Here is a 20,609-nt window from a genome sequence, read left to right on the forward strand (position 1 = left end):
TACTCTGACGCTATCTCTATGCCAATCGCTCTTGCAGACTCTTGTGTAAAAGGGCTGAAACTTTTGAGATCTAACCCTTGGGCAACAAGTCTTGGGTTAAAGCCACGCGACGCGGCAAAGACCGAGTTGAATGGATAGCGCTTGGAGAGAAGCGGAAGGGTTTCCTCTATTTTTGCACTTTCCCTATTCTATTCAAACTTTCTTAGAAAAAATGTTTTTTAAACCTGAAAATTTTGACATTGCTGAATTAGCAAGGTCGCAGTTCTCTAGGTCGCAGGTTTTTAGAAAATGAATCAGCTAGAAAACTGTGCGCCAGAAATTCAGCCAGCCAGAAATTTAACGCTGCCCTGTAACAATGTAGGCGACTCGCTTGCCAATATTGGTAGCATGATCCGCCATGCGTTCTAGATGCCGAATCACCAGAACCAACAAGACGATTGGCTCGATCGTTCCTTTCACATCGGTCTGGTGTGCGAGAAGGTTGTAGAGCGCTTCGTAGTCAGAATCAACAGCATCGTCTTTGATTTTAATATCTAGCCCCGACTCTGCATCCAAGTCAGACAAAGCCGCCAAACTCATTGCCAGCATTGCCCGACAGCGATCGAGCATGAGTTGCACATCCTCCATGCAGCTGTGAACAGGATAGGGAAATAGCTTCACGGCAATCTCGCCTAGATCTTCCGCATAGTCGCCAATGCGCTCTAAATCGCGAATAAGCTGCATCAGAGCGCTGAGCAGACGCAAATCTTGAGTGACATGCATTTGCAGCGAAATCAGATCGACGCAATCCAGCTCTATTTGCCGATACAGCTGATCAATCTGCTTATCTTGAACTGCAATTTGACGGGCAGCTTCCAGATCGCGCTCAAACAGCGATTTACGAGCCAGCCAGCAGGAATTTTCAACCAAAGCCCCCATTCTCAGCACGTCTCTTTGAACTCGCCTAATTTGGCGTTCCAACTGAATAGGGGTAGATTTAGAACTTTCCAATGAAACACTCTCCAAATAGAGTCAGACACCAGTTAGAGAAGGAGCCAACCATAGAGCAGAAAAGCAGGGCAGAAAAGCGAAGCGGCGCAAGGCTATAGAACTTGCGGAGGCTTTTGCCCGTTGCATGAGCTATTAACTTAGCCCGGATCACTGGGTCGTGCAAGCAATCTTGATCACCATTGCGGTATAGATTTTCGATAAGAAGCGACATTTTCTGTTACATCATGTGACGAAGAGTTCCACAGCGTCAGGATTTAGCCGAAATTAGTGAACGTTGGGGTAGCGGCGCTAGAGTCATTAATGTTAGTGATTCAGACTAACCATTAGTGCTGTGGCGATCGAAGCTTCCAACTTTGAATCTATGACATCAGGAGTTTCTAAACTTATGTCTTTATCAGATACTCAAGTCTACGTGGCAATGGTTGTGGCATTGATTCCCGCCGTTTTGGCGTTCCGTCTGTCTACTGAGCTATACAAGTAGTCTCTCTAGGGGCTTTCAACCGCTTTCAATTCATAGCAGAGAGTTCAGCCTAGACTGAACTCTCTGCTATTTTTTTGGCAGGTTCTCAGGTTTGGCAGGAGGCGATCGCCTGTACTCCTCAAAAGACGGCTGATTTCAGCCAATTGGAGGAAAATTACGGACAAATGTCTAAAAGATGCTAGAACTGCATGAGAAGCTTCTGTATTTTTCTTGTCAGGCGCGTGCAGAAACCTATTTATCGTGTAATCTTTTGTCTGGCTGCTTCTGTTTTTAGAGTATTCCTCAATCAGATAGACAGATAGCCGATACGGGCAAAATAGGGTCACCTACCGCTAATTTGGGGGATTTCTTCGGATTTGGGGATGCCCTTCGTCAGAGCAAGATCGGATCATTTTATGAATGCACTTCCACGCTACAACTATCCCCAACCACCCGACCCGACCCGTCGGAAAATGGTGCGCCGTCGTCCGCGACGCAATCCTCATCAGGCTGTTATTCTTGAAAATGGCTTTAAGCTAGGAGTCAACTGCCTACTGTCTGTGATTGCTCTGTCGGCTCTGGTGAAGCTGGTGCCCTACAACCTAGCGCAGCAGGCGAAGCTCAAAGAAATTCGGGTTGAGGTTTCAGAGGTAGAAGGTCGAGTCGATCGCCTACAGGCAGATCTCAACCGTCAATTTGATCCTCAGCAGGCGATGAGCGTGATGCAGGAGGAAAGCATCCGAGTTGATCCCAGACAGCGCCAGATTGTTTGGATTACTCCCACAGATTCACTGGCTCAGACGGCGCAGGAAGCCAATGCAACCTATGGGCGATCGGCTCAAACCAATCCAGCCTTCTATCCTCCGGCAGTCCTTCCGGCAGTTCCCTAGTAACGGATGCGCGGGTCAATGTAGGCATTGAGAATATCAATGAGGATGCTGGCGATCGCTACAATTACCGACAGAAAGACCATGATGCCCTGCACTACCGGATAGTCGCGCTTGAGAATGGCATCATAGAAACGACTGCCCAGCCCTGGCCATGAAAAAGTAACTTCCGTCAGCACCACACCTGCCAGCAGCGAAGCAAAGGTGAGTCCCAAAATAGTGATGACTGGAATTAACGCATTCTTGAGCGCATGAGATACCACAATTTGCCGTTCGGGGATACCTCGTGCCCGTGCTGCCTCTACATAGTCTGACTTCAGAGTTTGCTTCAGGTTAACGCGCACCATGCGCTCAAAAATACCGCTAATTAATACGCCTTGAGTTAGGCTGGGCAGCGCCAGATAGTAAAGGCTGACCGACAAGGCGCTAAAGTCAGCGCTGAGGAGACTATCGACCACATATAGCCCTGTGAAGCCCTGGGGAGGCGATAGGGAAAGCGGAAACCGTGCGCCCAAGGGAAACCAACCTAACTGCACCGAAAAGATCAGCTGCAAAATCATCCCAAACCAGTACATGGGCACCGCATAGGTGAAGATGCCGAATAGCCTGCCGCCTACGTCATATCCGGTATTGGGTTTAGAGGCTGCCAAGGCTCCAACTCCTACGCCAACTAAAACGGCGATCGTCATGCTAAACACCGTTAGCTCTACGGTTGCTGGAAAATGCGCCTGGATAATTTGCCAAACGGTTTCGCCCTGGGTAGCGATCGAGGTGCCCAAGTCTAGCTGCAACAGGCTGCCCATGTAGCGAAGATACTGGAGCCACAGCGGCACATCTAGCCCTAGGGTATGCCGCAAATCTTGCTTAGCAGTTTCAGGGGCACGCGGCCCCAGCAATACGTCGATCGGATCGCCAGGAGTCGCCCGCATCAGCAGGAAAATCAGGGTGGTGATTGTCCAGATCATCAGTGGGGCAAGCAGCAGACGGGAGAAGACGTAGTAGCGAAGAGCGGAGGAGCGAGACATGGAAGACGAGGGGGAGAGTGTGACTCAAGAGTGACTTATGGGTTGCAAGTGCGCCGAACCCAACACAAATAGGAGGCTATTTTTTGATTTGCCCAAACAGAAACTGCTGACTGGGCTGAATGGCAACACCCTGAACTGTGCCTTGGGCGAAGACATAGTCCTTGTTCTGCCAAAGGGGAATGTAAGGTACATCTTCGCCCAATAAGTCCTGGAGCTGGATAAAGTCAGCATCCCGCGCCTTCAGGTCTTTTTCGCTGCGCTGTTTTTTGAGCAGGCTGTTGGCGCGATCGCTGTAATAAAAAGACCCGCCTGCCTGACTTTGCCCCGATTCGCAGCCTTTCTCAACAGAGCCTTTCTCACAGCTTAGAAAGGGATCGATAAAGGTTTCGGCATCGTAATAGTCGGGATACCAGTCGAGAATGGTGGCAGGATAAGTGCCTTTATCCAGATTGTCGAATAGAGTGCCCGTTTCGACGCTGTTGAGCTTGACATTGACTAGACCAGGAAGGTTTTGATCGATCGCCGCTTTCACCGTGCTGGCGACTAATCCGCGTGTGGTCGAGCTAGAGGAATACCAGATTTCTAGCGGCAGCGGCTTGGCTGGAGAAAATCCGGCTTCCGTCAAAAGCTGCTTGGCTTTTTCATACTGACCATCTCCATACTTATCTTTGAAGACAGGCTTGTAGAGGGGAAAGGTCGTGGGCAAAAGGCTGTAAAGCGGTTCAGCCTGACCTTGAAAAACGCGCTGATTGAGCAGATTGCGATCGATAGAGGCTGCGATTGCTTGGCGCACCTTGACGTTGTTCAGAGGCTCACTTTTGGCATTCAACACCATGTAATTGACGGTGTTGGTTCCCGACTGAATCACCTGCCAGCCGTTCTGCTTTGCCCCCTGCTCCAGGTTGCGGATTTGGTCAGGGTCAAGGGTTTGGTAGGCAATGTCCAAACCTCCTGTACGAAAGGCGTTGTAGAGGTTTGCCGGACTGGTGACGAGCTGAATATCAATCCCTTTATTAGCGGGTTTTGTACCCCAGTAGCCTTCGTAGGCATCGAGGCGAATGGAGTCAGTGCCAAATTTTGCCAGCTTGTAAGGTCCTGTGCCGATGAATTCTTTGGGCTTAAATTTGCCTGCGCCGATCGCATACGCCTTGGGCTGCACGGGAGTCACGCCGGAAAAAGCCAGCAGCGCGGGGAAAGCAGCAAAGGGAGACTTCAGGGTAATGGTCAGCTCAGAGTCGCCTGTTGCCGTGACTTCCGCGATTTTATCGGACAGCAGGAAGGCAGGACGACCGCCATTTTGCATGAACCGCTGGATGGAAAACGCCATAGCTTCAGCGTTAAAGGGAGAGCCGTCATGAAAGGTTACGCCTGTGCGGAGCGGAATTTTATAGATCAGCCCATCAGCGCTGATGGTGGGCAAGGCGGTGGCTAACTGAGGTTCTAGCTCGGTAGTGCCCGTTTTGTAGGTGTAAAGCCGATCGCCCAGGTTGTACAGCAAGATCCCCGGAAACAGCTCGTAGGCATCGGCAGGGTCAACGGTTTCGGCTTTTAGGGTGGTGCCGATGGTGATGCGCCCGTTATTTGCCCCGCTACCAGCCCCATTAGTTGCCCCAGAGCTGGGCGTCGTTTTAGGTGCGCCGCAGCTTACGACTAGAAACACACACAGGCTAAACAGGCTGACCCATTGCAGCAGCGATCGCCCTTTCCCAACTTGCCAAACTTTCATTCTCTGATCCCTCACAATTCCAAACCAGCCGCAGCTTGTCAAACGACTCACGATCGAGCTGTTCAACCCATACTTTATAACGTGCCGGGAGCGATCGTTAGATTGAGTAGAAAATCGGAAATGCCTTTGCCTCTCTAGGACGGACGTAGACGCGCTGCTGGGGCTGAATCTTGATCTGGTCATAGCGATCGCGGGTCAGGTTTGCCATGACGATTTGTCCGTCATCTAGCGCCAGTTCAGCTTGCACTTCCCAGCCGAGATGAATAATCCGGTCAACGCGTGCGGGGACTGTGGACTCACCTGGCTCCAGCTCAATCACCACATCTTGCGGACGCACAAACACTTCAGGATGCGGCGACTCAAAGCTGTTGGCAAAGATCTTGGAGCTGCTGGACAGCACGTTGACTGGACCAATAAAGCTCATGACGAAGGCGCTAGCAGGGTGGTCATAAATTTCGGCGGGGGTACCCACCTGCTCAACTTTGCCCTGATTCATCACGACGATTTCATCAGAGACTTCCATCGCTTCTTCTTGGTCGTGGGTGACGAATACGGTAGTGACATGGACTTCGTCATGGAGCCGCCGTAGCCAGACACGAAGATCCTTGCGTACCTTGGCATCCAATGCCCCAAAGGGTTCATCTAGCAACAGCACTTTTGGCTCGACTGCTAGTGCCCTGGCAAGAGCGACGCGCTGACGCTGACCGCCGGAAAGCTGGGAGGGATAGCGATCGCCTAGTCCCCCCAACTGCACTAGCTCTAGCAATTCTTCGACGCGCGCTTTAATTTTGGCTTTGGGTGCTTTACTAATTTCTAAGCCAAATGCGATATTTTTGCGCACGGTCAGATGCTTGAACAGGGCGTAGTGCTGGAATACAAAGCCGATGTTGCGCTCCTGAACGCTCTTGTAGGTGGCGTCTTGTCCTGTGAGCAAAATTCTGCCAGAATCGGGCATCTCTAACCCCGAAATCAGCCGCAGCAGGGTTGATTTTCCTGATCCAGAAGGACCCAACAGCGCGACTAAAGATCCGGTCTTGATCTCCAAGCTCACCTGATCGACTGCCTGAAAATCATCAAACCGCTTGGATACATGCTCAACAATAATGCCCACGACCAATAGCCTCTTGAGGAGTGAGGGGATAGTCTCTCAAAATGTCGTCATCCCCAATTTGTCTACGTAATTACTGTACTTTACATCTTTGTAGACTGCTCTTTTAGAAATCGCGCTGTCGCCAGTTGCTCAGGACATTTTGGGTGGGGCGCGAAGCGCCCCACCCAAAATGTCCCCGCCCTAACCGCCTTGGCGGTTGCCATACATTGCGTAAAAGTGAATCGCGTAAAAGTGAATTACGTGAAATATCGCGCTCCTTTCAAAAAAATAGGCAACAACGCTAGAACATTGCCGTATGATGCTTTTCATCTCATCTCTGCAATTATCTCCAGACTAATCCAGCTATGCCAGACCTGCATGTCTCTTGGACTGACTACCACCATAAGATTGAACAGCTTGCCGTCAAAGTTTATGAATCTAATTGGGAATTCAACCAAATTATCTGCCTAGCTAGGGGCGGATTGCGGGTTGGGGATCTGCTGTCTCGCATTTTTGACCAGCCCTTGGCGATTCTGGCAACCGCTTCCTATCGAGGGACGGGGGGAAAGACGCGAGGCAATATTGTGTTTTCGCGTGATTTGACGATGACTACGCCTAGCCTGGGTAGCCATGTGCTGCTGGTGGATGATCTGGTCGATTCGGGGGTGAGTTTGCAAAAGACGCTGGCTTGGCTCGATCGCTACTACGGTTTCTATATTGAAGAGGTTCGGACGGGGGTGCTGTGGTATAAGGCTTGTTCGGCGATCGCTCCAGATTATTACGTGGATCATTTGTCAGATAATCCCTGGATTCACCAACCTTTTGATACGTACGAAAATATCAGCATTGCTGAATTGGCTGCATCCCATGCGGCGCTTTCGACTCGTCAAACATCAAGCTGATTTACTCTCTATTCCCTACTCCCCATGACACCTTCTCTCTTGTTCGACAGCGCCAATTTTTTTGTTCTACCTTTCTGGCTGCTGATGATTGGCTTACCCAATTGGAGTGTGACCCGCAAGGTGATGGAATCGTTTTTGCCGTTTTTGCTGCTTGCTGGGGTCTATGTGTATTTGTTTGGCATGAGCTTAGATCCTGAAGCGGCTCAGTCGTTCGCCAATCCGTCTTTGGCAGATATTGCTCGTCTATTTGCCAATGAAAAGGTGGCGGCTACGGGCTGGGTGCATTTTCTGGTGATGGATCTGTTTGTGGGGCGATGGATTTATTGGGAGGGGCAGCGATCGGGGGTTTGGACGAGGCATTCGCTGATTATTTGCTTGTTTGCGGGGCCGATGGGTTTGCTGTCTCACATTGTGACGCAGTGGGTGTCTCGGCGGTTTTTTGCGGGGGGAGTTGTGGAGGGTGAGACGGTTTCGGGTTAGGTTTTGGAGTCCTGGTATTCATGTAATGATTTTTTATTGGGCGGGCGAAGCCCGCCCAATAAAAAATCATTACATTTTGAGGACTACCGATTTTTGCGTTAAGCCTAGGGAGCAGCCAACAGCCTTGGGGGTCTCCCCCAAACCCCCGGTGGGGGACGAGGCGCCTCCCCCACGCCCCCTGCGCAAGGGATGATGGATGGGCGGGAGGAAGCGCTTCGCATGGGTGGGGGATCGGGCGTTAGTCAGGAGCGTTCAGGCGGTAATGAGGAGCGATCGGGTGTTACTAACGAACGCTTGAGCATTGGTTAGGAGTGCTTGAACGCGAGTCAGGAACGATCGGGCGTTAGTCAGGAGCGCTTGGGTAGTAATGAGGAGCGATCGGGTGTTACTAACGAACGCTTGGGCGTTAGTCAGGAGTGCTTGAACATTAGTCAGGAATGAGCGGACGTTATTGTGGTGTGGGTCTGCTTAGAATTTGCGTGACCAGTCTTTTTGGCTCCATCGCTCTACGACGACTTTGGTTTGGGTGAAGAATTCGATCGCCTGTTGTCCTTGTCCGTGCAGGTCGCCGTAGAAGCTTTCTTTCCAGCCGCTGAAGGGGAAGAATGCCATGGGGGCGGCAACGCCGATGTTGATGCCGATGTTCCCGGCTTCGGCTTCATAACGGAATTTGCGGGCTGCTGCGCCGCTGCTGGTGAAGAGGCAAGCCATGTTGCCCCAAGGGCTGTTGTTGACGAGGGCGATCGCTTCGTCGAGGGTTTCGACATGCATGAGGCTAAGGACGGGACCAAAGATTTCGGTCTGGGCGGTCTGGCTGCGCGGATTGACGTTTTGCAGCAGGGTGGGGCGGATGAAGTTGCCGTGTTCGTAGCCGGAAATAGAGGGGTTGCGTCCGTCAATCAGCACTTTTGCGCCTTCGTCGGCTCCCTGCTGGATGAGCTGCTCGATTCGCGTTCGGCTCTGGGCGCTAATGACGGGACCCATTTGTACGCCTGTCTCTAGTCCGAAGCCAACAACACGGCTGGTGGCGGCTTCGGCGATCGCTTCCGTATAGGGCTGCTGGGCTTCGCCGACGGTGATGGCGATCGAGGCGGCGAGGCAACGCTGTCCGGCACAGCCAAAGGCGCTGTCGGCGGTGATGCGGGTGGTCATTTCGAGGTCGGCGTCGGGCAGGATAATCACGGGGTTCTTGGCTCCGCCTTGGCACTGAACTCGCTTGCCTTGGGCGGCAGCACGGCTGTAGACATACTTGGCGACGGGGGAAGAGCCTACGAAGCTGATGGCGCGAATCTGTGGATGGTCGAGAATGGCATCGACGGCAGCTTTGCCCCCATTTACCAGGTTAATTACGCCTTTGGGTAAGCCGGTCTGATCGAGCAGCTGAAACACTTTCTGCATGGTCAGGGGCACTTTCTCGGAGGGCTTGACGATGTAGGTGTTGCCGCAAGCGATCGCGTAGGGCATAAACCAGAAGGGAATCATGCCGGGAAAGTTGAAGGGGGCAATCACGGCTGCTACGCCTAACGGCTGCCGAATCATGGACTCGTCAATGCCGGAAGCAATATCTTCGAGGTTTGCGCCCTGCATCATCATGGGAATGCCGCAGGCTGTCTCTACGTTTTCGATCGCCCGCCGAATTTCGCCCCTCGCCTCGTCTAGGGTTTTGCCACACTCGATCGTCACTGTCTGGGACAGCTCCTCAAAATGCTCGTCCATCAGCACCTTTAGCCGAAAAAGATACTGAACGCGCTGGGTGGGCGGGGTGCGCCGCCAAGATTTGAAGGCGATCGCGGCGGCTTCGGTTGCTCGGTTAATCTCAGCCTCTGGCGAAAGCGGTACGCGGGCAAGCTTTTCTGCCGTAGCTGGATTGAGGATGTCTAAAAATTCACAGGCGATCGAGTCGCACCACTCGCCGTTAATGTAATTCTGAAGTGTGGAAACAAGGGTGGAAACAGGCTGGCTTGGAGGCATGGACGCAAGAGATAAAGCACATTTTTCCAGCTTATCTTTATTTGATCCTTGAATCTGTATACCTAAAGATACTGAAAGCATCAGGCTTTAGTTTCAAGAGATACGAATAGCACCGGAATTCGATATAGTTCCCTAGGGACAGGTTTTTGAAAGGATGATTAGGTTTGAATAGTGATTGGGTCTGAGTGGCAATCTGAGTAGCAATCTGAGTAGCAACAAGTGTGGGATTGGCGATCGTCCAGGAGTAGGCATGAAAAATAACGGGATTGGCGTAACTCGAAGACTGTTGGCAACTCTGCTGGCGGTTGTTTTGGGCTTTGGGTTGGGAAGCTGTAGCGCTGCTCCAGGAATTGCGCGTTCTTCGGGCAGTGCTGCAAAGCCTCCTCGGATGGTGAAACTGGCAGAAGTACCGCCTCCAGCCGCCATTCGGGAGCTGCGGCGAGATCTAGACAAATATCAGCCTCAGGTAGAGATTCTCAGCCCGCGATCGGATGAAGTTCTGCAAAATACGGAAGTCTCGGTTCGCTTTCAGACCAAAGATATTCCCTTATTTCTCAATGAAGAGTTTGGTCTAGGTTCCCATCTCCATGTGATTCTGGACAACCAACCCTATGTCGCTCTGTACGACGCTGACGAACCGATGATCCTTAAAGATCTGGAGCCTGGAACCCACACGATTCGAGCGTTTGCCTCACGTCCCTGGCACGAAAGCTTCAAAAACGAGGGAGCCTATGCCCAAACTACCTTCCATGTCTTTACCAAGACCCCTGAGAATAACCCTACTCTTCAGCCTCTGTTGACCTACAGCCGTCCCAAAGGCAGCTACGGCGCAGAGCCAATTATGCTGGATTTTTATCTAGCAAATGCTCCCCTGCATCTGGTTGCTAATCAGGACGCAGAAGATGACATTCTCGATTGGCAGGTGCGCTGCACCATCAATGGCGAAAGCTTTATCGTCGATCGCTGGGAACCCATCTACCTCAAGGGTCTGAAGCCTGGTAAAACTTGGGTGCAGCTAGAGCTGCTAGACGAGAAAGGTAATCCCTATCCCAACACCTTCAACAACACCGTGCGGCTAATTGACTACCAGCCCGGTGGCACTGACACACTATCTAAGCTGATCCGGGGCGATCTCTCGGCGGCAGAAGTCCGAGCTATTGTCGATCGCGATTACGTTTATCAGCCCGAACCGATTGCCCCCGAACCGATTGACCCCGAACCTCACGATCTTCCCCCGCTCGAAGCACCCCCTGAAATTCCCTCTGCCGAGCCTACGCTAGAGCCACTCCCAGAAACTCCGGCGATTCCGGCTCCAGCCTTATTGCCGCCTGAAGTGCTACCGCCGATTGTCAAATCCCCCACAATCATTGAACCCCCGCCAGAGCTAGAAGCACCTAGCCCAGAGGTGCCGCTTCAGACTGAGGAGGAAGTGAATGAGAAAATTGATCAGTCGATCAAGCAGCAGCTCCCTGATGCCGTAGAGGAGTTTTTAGAAGATCAAGACCTGGAACTGCCGCCCGTACAAGATCCCGCCCCTAATTTACTCGGAAAACCGCTGCTCAATCCTGTCCCCGCAAATCCTGCTCCCGCAGTCGATAAGCCGCTCCTGCGACAGTGGCGCGATCGCCTCAAGCAGGTCGTGCCGCTGCCGGAGCCTAGTTCAGAAACTCAGCCCTTCTTGAAGCAATGGGGCGATCGGGCGAAGGAATTCTTGGGAGGGGCAGAAGCGTCTGATTTCATTCAGGAACCAGTGGCACCCATAGAGCCAGCATTACCTAAAGCCATGCCTCAAATCATGGATGTGCCGCCTGACGAAAAGCTAGAGATTCAGATTGCCAAGCCGGAAGCAGTTCCTCCTGTAGAGCCTTCTCCAACCGCTAAAGCACCTCAGTTGTTCCCGCCTGAAATTCAAGAGGCGATCGAACCCCCGGCGATCGAGCCGCAGCCAGATGTGGAACCCGTGAAAGTTCTTAACCTCTAGCGTTTAAGGCTGACTCAGCTTTGCCTCTGGCGCTTGTAGCTTTGCCTCTGGGAGAATTAGCATGGCATCGCCAAAAGAATAGAAGCGGTACTGCTGAGCGATCGCCTCTTGATATAAATCTAGCAATCGCTCTCGTCCAATTAAGGCGCTGACCAACATCAGCAGGCTCGACTTGGGCAGGTGAAAGTTGGTGATTAGCCCATCCACCACGCGCCACCGATAGCCGGGATAGATGAAAATTTCTGTCCTGCCGCAGTAGGGCTGAATCGTGCCGTCTTTAGAGCCGTCCTGAGATGCACCTTCCAGTGCTCGGACTGCCGTAGTGCCTACCGCGATCACCCTGCCGCCTGAAGCCTGAGTTTGGCGAACTTTCTCAGCGGTTTCTGGCGGTACTTCTAGCCATTCGCTGTGCATAGAGTGCTGAGTGATATCTTCCACTTCCACCGGACGAAAGGTGCCCACGCCCACATGCAGGGTGACAAAGCTCTGCTGAATGCTTACCTCCCGCAGCCGATCGAGCAATTCTGGCGTAAAGTGCAGCCCTGCGGTGGGGGCAGCCACGGCTCCGGGGCGATCGGCATATACGGTCTGGTACTGCTCTGGATCAGCCTGAGAGTCTGTAATGTAGGGCGGCAGCGGCATCACCCCTAGCTTAGACAGCAAGGGCAGCAGCGGCTGGGAGGGCGGCAGGTCAAACTGGATCAGCCTTCCTCCTGTGGGCGGATCGATCGCCATCACGGTTGCCGTCAAGATGGGACTATCTCCAGCTTCCGCACCGCCAAATTCAATTTGCGCACCGGGCTTCATGCGTTTTCCAGGCTTCACCAACGCCAGCCAGCAGTTCTCCGGCTTCTCTTCTAGCAGCAAAATCTCAATTTTCGCGCCATCGGGCTTCCGACCGTACAGCCTTGCCGGAATTACCCGCGTGTTGTTCATCACCAGCAAATCTCCGGGGCGCAACAGCTCCGGCAACTCCCGAAAGATTCGGTGCTGGTGGGATGTGAGGGAATCGATCGCCAATAGCCGAGAGCTATCTCGCGGCGTAACCGGATTTTGGGCGATGTGGGTTTCAGGCAAGACGTAATCGTAGGCTGAGAGGGAGCGATCGGGAGTGAGGCGATCGCCCTGACTTTCTTCTAGGGTCGAATCTGTCATGGGAACTGTGAAGCGATCGGAAGGCATGATTTGCAGATCAGAATTTCTAGGCGCAAGGTTTATACAGGGACTCCCAAAGCTTTAAGCACCAGCGGTAACAGCTTGTTACAGGCATCCACTACCTTAGCGGTATCGGGCAAAGCTTGCTACAAGCCTAGCCGTTCACGAATGGGCTGCCCAAAGAATGAAGACGTCACGGTATTGCCCGAACATGGCATCAGCACTCACAATTGTCATGTCTTGCGACTGCGACTGTGCGATTAGCATTCTGTCAAACGGGTCTTGGTGATGCAAAGGCAAAGCAGCCGCTCGTAACGCATGAGTTGCCGAAATTTCTAGCGATCGTGCCCTTAATTGCCCCATGCGGCTAGCTATGTAGCTGTCTACGGGTTCTGGCAGCGGCAGTTTTCCGATCGCAACTTTAATGCCTATTTCCCAAACGCTAGCTACAGAGAACCACACTTCATGGGTTTCATCAGCAAGGCAAGCGATCGCCTCTTCACTCAAGCGTTCTGGTTGAGCAAACCACCACAACCAGAACTGGGTATCCATCAAGAGCTTCACGCTTCATTTCCCTCGAATGCTGCCAAGATCTCTTCCGGCAAAGGAGCATTAAAGGCTTCAGGCACGACAAAACGCCCTCTATCCAGCCCCAAGCTATCCTGTCGATTGTGAATGGTACGAAAGGGAACCAACTTTGCTACAGGAATACCTCGATTTGAAATAATGATCTCTTCTCCGAGTTCTACACGCGACAACAGACGCGAAAGGTTTGTCTTGGCTTGGTGAATATTGACAGTTTCCATGAGTTCTTGAAACTAAGTCTAGTTCTTGAAACTAAGTCTATAAACTTGGCTCAACATAGCTAAATTTTACGCCTTCGGGCAACAGTCGGAAATAACTCATACCAATTTAAGTTGATGAGGCGGCAGATGATTTTCGAGAGCCGCGCGGAGCGCGGCTCTCGAAAATCATCTGCCCTGTTTAGGTCTTAAATTGGTATCAGATTATTCGGGAAAAGCTGAGTCGATAAACAACAGCCTTCGCGTTCTGAACCGCACCTTCCTTGTCTCAAACGACAGCCTTCGAGCTTTACACACCAATCTTTGTGTCCAGAACCCGATCGCTCTCCCTCAAAACAGCACATTCCGAGTTCAGAACAGCAACGATCGCCCTTCAAACGACAAACTCCGAGTTCAGAACAGCAACGATGCTGCTTTAAACAACAACGTTCTTGCTTTTTGCTCAAAGTTTCTCGTTTCAAACAAGAACGATCGCGTTTCAAACGAGAAACTTTGAGCTTAACAGCGCAATCTTGGCATTTTGAGCAAGAACGATCGCGTTTTAACCTAAACTTGCGGTCATCAAATGTTTCTGAATCCTGCAAAAGGTGTTTCGGCTTGCAGACATAGCCTCTCCCTCGTTCGCGGATGCTGCAAGCGAAGTTCTTTCGCATGGAGATAGAGCCGATCGCCCTTCAAGCCTTTTTCCACGCTCCCCAGATCCCCAGTCTCTAAGCCCCCAGTCTCTAAGCCACCATTCTCTGAACCACCATAGAGCCGATCGCCTAAAATCGGCATCCCCAGTCCTCTCGGATCGGCAGCATGGACTCTGAGCTGGTGCGATCGCCCCGTCACGGGCACAAACTCTACTCGCGTCAAACTCTGCGATCGGGCAATTACCCGAAAATGAGTCTGGCTAGGCTTACCTCGCTCATCGACTTTTTGGTAAGGGCGATCGGCTGGATCTGCCCACAATGGCAGATCGATCGTGCCTTGGTCTGGCTCCAAACGTCCCAACAGAATTGCCTCATACACCTTATGAATCTGCCGCTGCTGAAACTGCTGGCTCAGTTGGCGGCAGGTTGCTAAGTCTCGCGCCAACAGCAAAATGCCCGACGTATCTTGATCTAGCCGATGCAACGCAAAGATTTTGCCGTCCGGCATCTGGCAGCGTAGGCGATTGAGGACGCTATCTTGGCGATCGCCATAGCGACCTGGCACTGAAAGTAGCCCTGCGGGTTTGTTGATAGCCATGAGAAAATCATCTTGGTACAAGAGAGGGAGTGAAGAGCAGGAAGTGGGAGTCGGCAAGCCGGAAAGCAGAAATCCCATAAGGGGCTGACACCGCTCTGCACAGGCACCATAAAACTCACCTGAAATCTTGTCGCCGTTCGGGGAAGGCGCTCCCCACCAAAATTCCGCCATTGCCAGAGGTTTCAAGCCCAGAGTCGCCGCATGGTGCAATAGCTTAGGGGCGCAGCAGTCGCCTGTACCCGTGGGCATTAAGGTATGCAGACTAGCCATCAACTGCCGCAGCGACGCAGACTCCCCCGCAAAATTGGTGAGGCGATAGGCGGTGTAAAGCTGTTCCTGAAGCTGCCGGGAAAGGGTCTTACGCTGCTGCTTTAGCAAGCTAATCTGCGTATCGGCTTGCGTGATCATCTCTTGGAGCGATCGCACGGCCTCATCTCGCGCCTGCTTGAGCCGCCGCCGTTCCATGCCCTGCCAGCGGCTCTGGTTGTCTAGATGTTCCAGGGCTTCGGTCAATGCCACTCCGGTCAGGGTGGCGCAAGCATGATGTCTTTGCTCTAGCCGCCGCTGTTTTTGCAGCTGATGATGACTCGCCAGCTCTTGCAGGCGATCGGCAAACTCCTGAGACAAAGCCTCATACTGCTGCCGCTCTGGAATGTTATGCAGCGCCATAATTTCCTGCTTCATGCTTGCCAAACGGTTGAGCGCGATCGCTTCCTCCAATGCCACCTGCTCCCGTCCCGGCAAAGGCGGCACCCACCCTTCAACGATTCCCGCTCCGTTTAGCAATCCCGAAAAAGCCTTCAGCACCTGCCGTTCTCCAGAAGGTAGCTCGACCAGCAGCACGCCATACATTTTGCCTTCAGCCTCGTAACGATCGTCACAGGCTAGATGCTGCATAAGCTGACGGGCGATCGCTTCAGCTGATCCGGTGCGAGGAAGCTTGAGGCGATCGCCGCTTCGAGGACAAATGCCCTCATACCAATAGGCAGGGATTTCCTCTGGGTCAGCATTCGACAGAGCAAAATCTGAAAAGAGAGATACTGGATAGAGCATGACCTATACAAAGCCTGACGTTACGAGGCACAAAGACATGAATCCCATTCAGAAAGTCGCGATCGTCGGAGGCACCCACGGCAACGAATTAACTGGAGCCTACTTAGTTAAAAAGTTTGAGCAGTTTCCCCATCTGGTTCAGCGATCGAGCTTTAATACCCTAACGCTTTTGGGCAACCCCAGAGCCTTCAAGGTCAACCGACGCTACACCGAGAAAGATCTGAATCGCTGCTTTCTCAGTCAAGACTTGCAGAATCCCCTGCTGCTGTCCTACGAAGAACAACGCGCCAAAGATATTGATGCTTTGCTAAGACCGAAAAATCAGCCCCCAGTTGACATCATTATCGATCTGCACAGCACCACAGCAAACATGGGCTTAACGCTGATTTTGAGCAACAATCACCCCTTCAATTTGCAGTGGGCAGCTTATTTGACGGCTCTCAATCCCCAGGTAAAAGTGTTCCGGTGGGCAAATCCGGCTCACGATGCGCCATTTCTGCGATCGCTCTGTCCGCTAGGAGGCGCAATTGAGGTGGGGGCGATCGCTCAGGGAGTTCTCCAGGCAGAGCTGTTTCAGCAGACCGAAGCGCTGATCCAGAGCTTGCTAGATTACTTTGAAGCCTACAACCAGGGCGGCATCCGGCAACCTAGCCCCACTCTGACGCTCTATCAAGGCACTGAAACCGTAGATTATCCCCGTCGCGGCGGAGAAATTGCTGCAATGATCCATCCGCAGCTTCAAAACAGAGACTATGAACCGCTGCACCCCGGCGACCCGATGTTTCTGACCTTTGAAGGTAAAACGATCGTCTATGAGGGCACATCTACTGTCTACCCTGTGTTTATCAACGAGGCAGCCTACTATGAAAAAGGGATCGCCCTGTGTTTGACCGCTCGGCAAGAGGTGACCTTATCTGAAATCATAAGCTGATCAATTTAGGCTGATTAGGCTGATTGAGCTGATTAGGCTGATTGAATAGAGAACCCGATCGCTACCGACCTTTTGTAAAGAACCGCCAAGCTGCGAAAATTAGCCATAGCGCTGGGATAGAGAGCAAAATCACCATCAGCCAGTAGGGAATCTTGCTAATGAGAATTACCGTAACTGCCGCGATCGCCACCAGAGCAATTAGCTCCAAAATCGGCGAGAGCGGACTTGAACCCAGCCGAGATTTGGAGTTTTTACTGCGCACCGACCAGTAAAACAGCCTCAGAACCGTGTTGAAAATCTGAAAGATCCAGGTAGATTTCACCCGATCGCCTACGGCTGAAGTGGTTACAACATTTCGTAAAACCATGCCCGTCTGAGCCGCCAAGTTTTTCAGAATGATAGAGGGAATGCCATCTGAGAGGCTCTCAGAACCCACGCGGTAGCTGTTGCGAAAATAGGCTTCTGCTTTGCCGTCCTGCAACAAAGTCTGAGTGGAATTTCGAGCCAGCTCTGTTGCTACAAAGGGAGTGATAGCGCGATCGAAATAGCCGCTGACAGGCTGATAAGTGGGTTTAAGCTGATGGATAATTTTTTCAACCTGCTGCTGAATTCCCTCTAGCACTTTCCTAAATTCTTGGCTTAAGGTGGGATAAGACAACTCTTGTGAAGTTGCCGCCAGAAGCTGATTAAAAAATCTGTAAAGATCATCAGTAGGTGCAGTTGATCGAGTAGCCGCGAGTAAATAAACAGATAATTTACGGCGATCGGTCAAACTAGACTTGGGAAAAGTAGTTTGCATCAACTGCTGCAAATATTGCTCTTGATCAATGGTCTGAGCACCAGGGACTAATGAACTTGCAACACCTGCCAGCAATTTAGGATCAACTAAGCCTTTAATAATGTGATTAAGTTGACTCACAGCATGAACCTGATCTCCTGATAGATTTCTGGTTGAGACAGGCTTGTACGCGAGGTTAGTCGGAATTTTAGCAGCATCTTTTGTTGCTCTAATGTGCTGCTGATTCCACTCAAACTGCTCGTCGATCGCATCTTCCAAAACGTTGCCCAATTCGGCTCGGACGATCGCCCGATGCTCTGCCAAAACTAACCGTTCTTGCAAATCCACTGAAATCTCTTTCAACTGCTGGTCAGTTAACGTCTGTTCCGGATCGATTAGCTTTAGTAAAGAGGCGAGAATTGCCTGTTTTTCTGTCTCTGTCGCGTGAGGCAAAGTCTCCTGAATCAGCCCTGTCAAATAGTCCTGAGGGGCGATCGTTTTACGAGGTGTGGATTGCTCCTCTAAAGCCTTAATTTGTCGCTTTAGAAATCCTGAGAAATGAGCTAATGTCTCTGGAGTCAGCAGAGCATCGACAATGCGATTCACTCCATCCAAACGCCCCCAAAGAATGTCATTAGAACGCCAGGATTTCTTGAAGAATCCGCCAAAAGCCCGTAACTGATCGCCTGCCAGCTTATCCTCCAAACCTTTACCTTTTCCCAACCCTTTCTGGGCATCATTTGGGCTGACTCGGATAATTTCAATCTGCTCCTTCGCCTGAATATTGGATAGATATTCAAAGGAATAAACGGCTTGATCAATATCTCGAAATCGCTCAAATAAAAGGAGTAAATCTTTGTTTTCTGAGTGCTGACAATTCTGAATCAGATGCTCTGAAGCTTCCTCAATTTTCACAAGGAAGCTACAGTATTGGGGGCTATTATTCTCACTCCCTAGAACAAAAATATAGCGATCGTTTTCCCAAAAATGCTTTGAGGCATCGCTTTCAGGCTGATCGCCCAAGCGATCGTCTTGCTCAAATAGCTTTCCTAGTCGTTCAGCTTTTTCAAGGAGGTGATTGAGAATGCCAACACGCTGAGGATTTGTGCAAACAGCAGGATCAAATGTTTCAAAAAAGTTAGAGGCGATCGCAGAGCTGCTGCGTTCAGAGGTTCTAGTAGAGGGCAACTGATCGCCATTCAAATCATTGTCCAGCAGAAAGCGATGCAGTTTCAGTAAATAGTCATAGATTTGCTGACGGTTCTCTGGCTGACTGTCTCCTCTTTGAATCAAGTCATAAAAAACTTGACTCATCGGTTGCATTTGTAAAGCCTGCACTAGACCTGCTTGGATCGTTTCTAAAAGCTGAACTTGAAGCCCCATATCTCCCGCGAGTTTGGCTAACTTCTGGCGCTCCTGATCTTCTTGGGGCTGACTCATTAATTCACAGATCTTTTCTAGAAAAAAGAAGTGCTTTCTTAAGGCGTAGTCAATATCTAAATTGCGAATTTCAGCAGATAGGAGATTAAGAGAAGTTTCTCGCTTATTTCGGCTGCTTTCATCTGCAACATATTGAGTCAGCAGTTTAGCAGCTTTCTCCAAAAGCTGCGCTTTATCTTGATTGTCAGGATTGGCAACCTGATCAAGCCGGAGAATTAGAGGGAGGATGCGATCGCGCAAGCCCACAAGCCGACACCGCAAGTAAACATTCTTTGAGTTGTCATCATGATTATCAGACTTTTCATTCTTCTCTCCAGCCTTCTTTACAGCCCGTTGCGCTGTGGCTCTTAAAAACTTGTAGCGTCGGACTTTTTCATTGCGATCGTTAATTTCCTTCAAGTCATTGGCGATGCTTTCATAGCGAGGCATTCCTACCAAAGAATCGGTTGCCACCTGCAAAATATTGGGGCGATCCATACGGCGAAATTTGGGACTATCCAAAAATCGATCCGGACTCGGATCAATGTAAAACATTTTACGTTTTGCCGGACGATAGGCAGTACGACGATAAATTTCGTTAATCGTATAGCTGAAAGGTCGGTTATCCAATACGCCGCCATCGACAAAATGAAGCTGGTAGCCTTGGGGTGGTACCTCTGAAGGCAGCTCTCGATTTTCGAGTTGACCCCAAGAGACAAGATGCCGATCGATCGCAAACTCTGGTTCTAATTGAGTCGCGCCAATGCCAGTTTTAAGCTTGACGCTGACAACTGGAAAAGCCACGGGAAAACAGGAAGTAATGCGACAAAGTTTTGCCAAAGCTCTTTGAGGGATCTGATTTTCTGCGGGTTCAAAATCATGCTTACGTCCCGCACGATATTTCAGATGAAAAACCGTGCGATGCTCTTTGACTTCAATCAAATTTCCTGTGTTGTCAAACGCCTTGTAGACCTTGCCCAACAAATCGGTGCCCGTAATAAACAAATCTAGCTCACTGCTCGGTGAAAACCATTCGCCTACAGGCGCAGGAGCTTTATTTTTCCAAACAGTTTGAAAAGCATTGGCGAGCTGATTCTGATAATATTCTTTGCCATCCAATACAGAGTCTACTTCTTCGCCAGGTCGAAAAGATCGCGATCGTCTGGGAGGCTCAGAGGCAGTTCGAAGCAGTTGACTAATGCTGCCACTTTCACGCCAGATATTCGCAAAATCTTTGAAATCAAATACTTCGTCTTTAGTGCTATTCGTCAGGGCATAGCTGAGGAGGATACCGTTAATTCCACCAGCCGATGTGCCCGAAAGAACATCCACAATAATATCTGAATCAGTAAGGGCTTTGAGCAATTTATAGACGCCTCTGCCGCGCACTGCATGATAAAATTCGCGGCAAACTCCATTCATATAGACGGCTAACGACACGCCCCCGTACACCACTAAGCCCAGGCGAAATTCTTGATTAAAATCTACATGGCTAACCGTTTGCTGATTTTCTGGCGTTAACTCGGACATTGCAAAGCCCCTGATGTGTAGATGAGATGATTTGACGCCAGCTTAATATGAAATTGAGGCAAGTTTGTCATTCTTCCCAACCTATTCATAGGTTGGCATTGCTTAATCGGGGGATGAATTTTTGTGAGAGGGGTGTGTTCCGCGCCCCTCTCACAAAAATTCATCCCTAAAATCAGCAACGCCCAAAGGTTAAGC

17 protein-coding genes are annotated in these 20,609 nt (G+C 50.9%); 7 read left to right on the forward strand and 10 right to left on the reverse strand.

What is annotated here, in order from left to right; all coding sequences use genetic code 11:
- Nucleotides 1-336: 336 nt before the first annotated feature.
- Nucleotides 337-990, reverse strand: a complete 654-nt coding sequence (phoU, locus tag AC5JMP_RS17495) for a phosphate signaling complex protein PhoU (protein ID WP_495852761.1) — start codon at nt 988-990, stop codon at nt 337-339.
- A gap of 385 nt (nt 991-1,375) precedes the next feature.
- Between phoU and psaM the strand changes: the two genes are divergently transcribed.
- Together psaM and AC5JMP_RS17505 are read left to right on the forward strand one after the other, a co-directional pair.
- Nucleotides 1,376-1,471 carry a photosystem I reaction center subunit XII gene (psaM, locus tag AC5JMP_RS17500; RefSeq protein ID WP_495852762.1) on the forward strand — a complete coding sequence of 32 codons (96 nt, stop codon included), beginning with the start codon at nt 1,376-1,378 and terminating at the stop codon, nt 1,469-1,471.
- A 395-nt stretch (nt 1,472-1,866) separates the two neighbouring features.
- Nucleotides 1,867-2,340: a slr1601 family putative cell division protein gene (locus AC5JMP_RS17505; RefSeq protein WP_495852763.1), complete on the forward strand. Its 474-nt coding sequence runs from the start codon at nt 1,867-1,869 to the stop codon at nt 2,338-2,340.
- On the opposite strand, the gene AC5JMP_RS17510 is transcribed toward AC5JMP_RS17505, so the two are convergent.
- The 3 genes from AC5JMP_RS17510 to AC5JMP_RS17520 form a co-directional block, all read right to left on the reverse strand.
- Nucleotides 2,337-3,362, reverse strand: coding sequence for an ABC transporter permease (locus AC5JMP_RS17510; RefSeq protein ID WP_495852764.1), 1,026 nt, complete (start codon nt 3,360-3,362; stop codon nt 2,337-2,339). The genes AC5JMP_RS17505 and AC5JMP_RS17510 overlap by 4 nt on opposite strands.
- A 76-nt stretch (nt 3,363-3,438) precedes the next feature.
- On the reverse strand, nt 3,439-5,088 hold the full coding sequence (locus AC5JMP_RS17515) for an ABC transporter substrate-binding protein (RefSeq protein WP_495852765.1): 1,650 nt from the start codon (nt 5,086-5,088) through the stop codon (nt 3,439-3,441).
- Nucleotides 5,089-5,185: 97 nt separating this feature from the next.
- Nucleotides 5,186-6,199, reverse strand: coding sequence for a sulfate/molybdate ABC transporter ATP-binding protein (locus tag AC5JMP_RS17520; protein ID WP_495852766.1), 1,014 nt, complete (start codon nt 6,197-6,199; stop codon nt 5,186-5,188).
- 344 nt (nt 6,200-6,543) lie between these two features.
- Here AC5JMP_RS17520 and AC5JMP_RS17525 point away from each other — a divergent pair, with 344 nt between their 5' ends.
- From AC5JMP_RS17525 to AC5JMP_RS17535, 3 genes are all read left to right on the forward strand, one after another.
- Nucleotides 6,544-7,080, forward strand: a complete 537-nt coding sequence (locus AC5JMP_RS17525; RefSeq protein WP_495852767.1) for a phosphoribosyltransferase — start codon at nt 6,544-6,546, stop codon at nt 7,078-7,080.
- Nucleotides 7,081-7,104: 24 nt separating this feature from the next.
- Nucleotides 7,105-7,560: an ABA4-like family protein gene (locus AC5JMP_RS17530; RefSeq protein WP_495852768.1), complete on the forward strand. Its 456-nt coding sequence runs from the start codon at nt 7,105-7,107 to the stop codon at nt 7,558-7,560.
- 315 nt (nt 7,561-7,875) lie between these two features.
- Nucleotides 7,876-8,001 carry a hypothetical protein gene (locus AC5JMP_RS17535; RefSeq protein WP_495852769.1) on the forward strand — a complete coding sequence of 42 codons (126 nt, stop codon included), beginning with the start codon at nt 7,876-7,878 and terminating at the stop codon, nt 7,999-8,001.
- A 27-nt stretch (nt 8,002-8,028) separates the two neighbouring features.
- On the opposite strand, the gene AC5JMP_RS17540 is transcribed toward AC5JMP_RS17535, so the two are convergent.
- On the reverse strand, nt 8,029-9,531 hold the full coding sequence (locus tag AC5JMP_RS17540) for a CoA-acylating methylmalonate-semialdehyde dehydrogenase (RefSeq protein ID WP_495852770.1): 1,503 nt from the start codon (nt 9,529-9,531) through the stop codon (nt 8,029-8,031).
- 250 nt (nt 9,532-9,781) lie between these two features.
- Between AC5JMP_RS17540 and AC5JMP_RS17545 the strand changes: the two genes are divergently transcribed.
- Nucleotides 9,782-11,512, forward strand: coding sequence for a hypothetical protein (locus tag AC5JMP_RS17545; protein ID WP_495852771.1), 1,731 nt, complete (start codon nt 9,782-9,784; stop codon nt 11,510-11,512).
- 3 nt (nt 11,513-11,515) lie between these two features.
- Here the strand turns inward: AC5JMP_RS17545 and queA are convergent, their stop codons facing one another.
- From queA to AC5JMP_RS17565, 4 genes are all read right to left on the reverse strand, one after another.
- Complete coding sequence (queA, locus tag AC5JMP_RS17550) at nt 11,516-12,667, reverse strand: tRNA preQ1(34) S-adenosylmethionine ribosyltransferase-isomerase QueA (protein WP_495852794.1); 1,152 nt, start codon at nt 12,665-12,667, stop codon at nt 11,516-11,518.
- 162 nt (nt 12,668-12,829) lie between these two features.
- The gene (locus tag AC5JMP_RS17555) at nt 12,830-13,231 is read right to left on the reverse strand and encodes a type II toxin-antitoxin system VapC family toxin (RefSeq protein WP_495852772.1); all 402 of its coding nucleotides are present in this window, start codon (nt 13,229-13,231) and stop codon (nt 12,830-12,832) included.
- A complete protein-coding gene (locus tag AC5JMP_RS17560; RefSeq protein ID WP_495852773.1) occupies nt 13,228-13,473 on the reverse strand; it encodes a type II toxin-antitoxin system Phd/YefM family antitoxin in 246 nt (81 codons plus the stop codon). The genes AC5JMP_RS17555 and AC5JMP_RS17560 overlap by 4 nt, the downstream gene beginning before the upstream one ends.
- A 558-nt stretch (nt 13,474-14,031) precedes the next feature.
- Entirely contained in the window at nt 14,032-15,756 is a 1,725-nt protein-coding gene (locus AC5JMP_RS17565) for an RluA family pseudouridine synthase (protein WP_495852774.1), read from the reverse strand.
- A 37-nt stretch (nt 15,757-15,793) separates the two neighbouring features.
- Between AC5JMP_RS17565 and AC5JMP_RS17570 the strand changes: the two genes are divergently transcribed.
- A complete protein-coding gene (locus AC5JMP_RS17570) occupies nt 15,794-16,687 on the forward strand; it encodes an aspartoacylase (protein ID WP_495852775.1) in 894 nt (297 codons plus the stop codon).
- Nucleotides 16,688-16,748: 61 nt separating this feature from the next.
- On the opposite strand, the gene AC5JMP_RS17575 is transcribed toward AC5JMP_RS17570, so the two are convergent.
- The gene (locus tag AC5JMP_RS17575) at nt 16,749-20,414 is read right to left on the reverse strand and encodes a patatin-like protein (RefSeq protein WP_495852776.1); all 3,666 of its coding nucleotides are present in this window, start codon (nt 20,412-20,414) and stop codon (nt 16,749-16,751) included.
- Nucleotides 20,415-20,609 lie beyond the last annotated feature (195 nt).

It is taken from the genome of Drouetiella sp. (assembly GCF_059504425.1).

Excerpts from the sequence above, each read along its gene's own strand:
- psaM (WP_495852762.1), top strand. The coding sequence starts at position 1,376 with ATGTCTTTATCAGATACTCAAGTCTACGTGGCAATGGTTGTGGCATTG.
- AC5JMP_RS17505 (WP_495852763.1), top strand. The coding sequence starts at position 1,867 with ATGAATGCACTTCCACGCTACAACTATCCCCAACCACCCGACCCGACC.
- AC5JMP_RS17510 (WP_495852764.1), bottom strand. The coding sequence starts at position 3,362 with ATGTCTCGCTCCTCCGCTCTTCGCTACTACGTCTTCTCCCGTCTGCTG.
- AC5JMP_RS17515 (WP_495852765.1), bottom strand. The coding sequence starts at position 5,088 with ATGAAAGTTTGGCAAGTTGGGAAAGGGCGATCGCTGCTGCAATGGGTC.
- AC5JMP_RS17525 (WP_495852767.1), top strand. The coding sequence starts at position 6,544 with ATGCCAGACCTGCATGTCTCTTGGACTGACTACCACCATAAGATTGAA.
- AC5JMP_RS17530 (WP_495852768.1), top strand. The coding sequence starts at position 7,105 with ATGACACCTTCTCTCTTGTTCGACAGCGCCAATTTTTTTGTTCTACCT.
- AC5JMP_RS17540 (WP_495852770.1), bottom strand. The coding sequence starts at position 9,531 with ATGCCTCCAAGCCAGCCTGTTTCCACCCTTGTTTCCACACTTCAGAAT.
- AC5JMP_RS17545 (WP_495852771.1), top strand. The coding sequence starts at position 9,782 with ATGAAAAATAACGGGATTGGCGTAACTCGAAGACTGTTGGCAACTCTG.
- queA (WP_495852794.1), bottom strand. The coding sequence starts at position 12,667 with ATGACAGATTCGACCCTAGAAGAAAGTCAGGGCGATCGCCTCACTCCC.
- AC5JMP_RS17560 (WP_495852773.1), bottom strand. The coding sequence starts at position 13,473 with ATGGAAACTGTCAATATTCACCAAGCCAAGACAAACCTTTCGCGTCTG.
- AC5JMP_RS17565 (WP_495852774.1), bottom strand. The coding sequence starts at position 15,756 with ATGCTCTATCCAGTATCTCTCTTTTCAGATTTTGCTCTGTCGAATGCT.
- AC5JMP_RS17570 (WP_495852775.1), top strand. The coding sequence starts at position 15,794 with ATGAATCCCATTCAGAAAGTCGCGATCGTCGGAGGCACCCACGGCAAC.
- AC5JMP_RS17575 (WP_495852776.1), bottom strand. The coding sequence starts at position 20,414 with ATGTCCGAGTTAACGCCAGAAAATCAGCAAACGGTTAGCCATGTAGAT.